Genomic DNA, 1,467 nt, shown 5'->3' with positions numbered 1-1,467 from the left:
CCGAACCTGCTCCTGAGTCCCCTCCGACAGCGCCTTCGGAGGCCCGCCGGGCCTTCACGGGCTCGCTGTTCCCCGCCCTGCTCCCCTTCATCGGCCTGTTTTTGGGGGTGCTGGTATTCTGGCTCTCCCTCACCCCCGCCGTGTTAAACCTGCTGGTGGGACAGGCGGAGTCCCCCGAGGCGCTGCTGCGGGGATATCGCACCTGGTACATCCTCCTCATCGGCGCGGCGGTGGTAGCCGTCCTGCTGCCGGCGGCGGGCTCTGTCATCGCCCTCAAAAAGGCAGATATCTCCCTCACTCTGCTGGGACTGGTGGTGGTGTCCGTCGGTTTCCCGCTGTTTTTGGGGGTGGCCATGCTGGGCCAGGAGGATGTCCCCGGGCTGCTGGCCCGGAGCGGTGAGGATCTGGCCCAGCTGGAAAGCGGACAGCTGGAGCAGACCACGGTATGGCTGAGCCCCAGGACGCAGCAGGAGGGTCTCCCCGGCCCCTACGCCGAAGGCCAGCCGGAGCCAGTGACCCAGTACAGCGCCACGGGCGCCAGCGCGGACCCCACCTGGACGCCATTCTACATACCGGACTGCCTGGGCTTTACCCCCGACCGGCAAACGCTGTATAACGGAAACGAGAGCATCAGCTGGAACGAGGAAAATTCCCAACAGTACCGCCTCTCCTATACCACGCAGTTCCATCTGGTGGTATCTGTGGAGCCGGTGGGAGAGGAGGCATACGGATGAAGCTGGAGGTATATCCCAACAAAAAGCGGAAGGGAAAGCTTTTATTCGCGCAAATTCTGTGCCTGGCCGCGGCGGCGGCCATCGTGTGGTTTCTCAACCTGGGCTTTATCAAGGACCTGCTGAGGGAAGAGCGGTGGGGATTCTGGCTGTTTGTGGGCTTTCTGATCCTGTTTCTCCTCCTGTTCGCCGCCTGTTTTTACTTCCGCAACCGCCCCCGCATCCGGGTCAGCGGCCAGAGCGTCACCTTTTATCCGCTGCTGACCCCGGCAAAGCAGGTCACCTGGTCGGAGATCACCGCCAGACAGGTCAACCTGGACTGCACCGGGGACCCCAAAGCCACCGCCGCTACGGTAGCGGGCGGGGTCATCGGCTACGCCATCTATCAGAGCCTGCAGCAGTCCAGCCTGGACAGCGCCCAGGCGCTCAGTCCGGACAGAGACTGGAAATTCACCTACTACCAGGGCGGGAAAAAGCTTATCTCCATCCTGTCCCGGGAGTCGGAGCACGCCCTGGAGTTTGACGAAATGGTGCGGGCCCATCTGGCGGGCGCCTCCATGCCCGCCATGCAGGCGGGCGGGGAATGCGCCGCGCCGGAGCAAAAGAGCCGGGGCAAGGCCCCCGTGGTCATCGCCTGCGTCCTGCTGGCCGTCTGCGTGCTGGCGGTGTCGGGCATGTACCTGTACCGGCAAAACAGGCCTCTGCCGCCCCTCCCCTCGGCGGATCAGCCCCAGGC

At 64.4% G+C, this 1,467-nt stretch carries 2 protein-coding genes; both read left to right on the top strand.

The window, feature by feature from the left end; genetic code table 11:
• The coding region (locus tag B5F88_RS20930) for a hypothetical protein (RefSeq protein WP_204246278.1) at positions 1 to 734 on the top strand (734 nt) is incomplete at its 5' end.
• Positions 731 to 1,467: hypothetical protein (locus B5F88_RS19490; RefSeq protein ID WP_140402224.1), on the top strand; the 737-nt coding region annotated here is incomplete at its 3' end. The genes B5F88_RS20930 and B5F88_RS19490, both read left to right, overlap by 4 nt.

It is taken from the genome of Flavonifractor sp. An306 (assembly GCF_002159455.1).
Taxonomy (GTDB): domain Bacteria; phylum Bacillota; class Clostridia; order Oscillospirales; family Oscillospiraceae; genus Flavonifractor.
The sequence above is the reverse complement of the archived record's forward strand: the minus strand, read 5'-3'. Positions and strand labels throughout refer to the sequence as shown.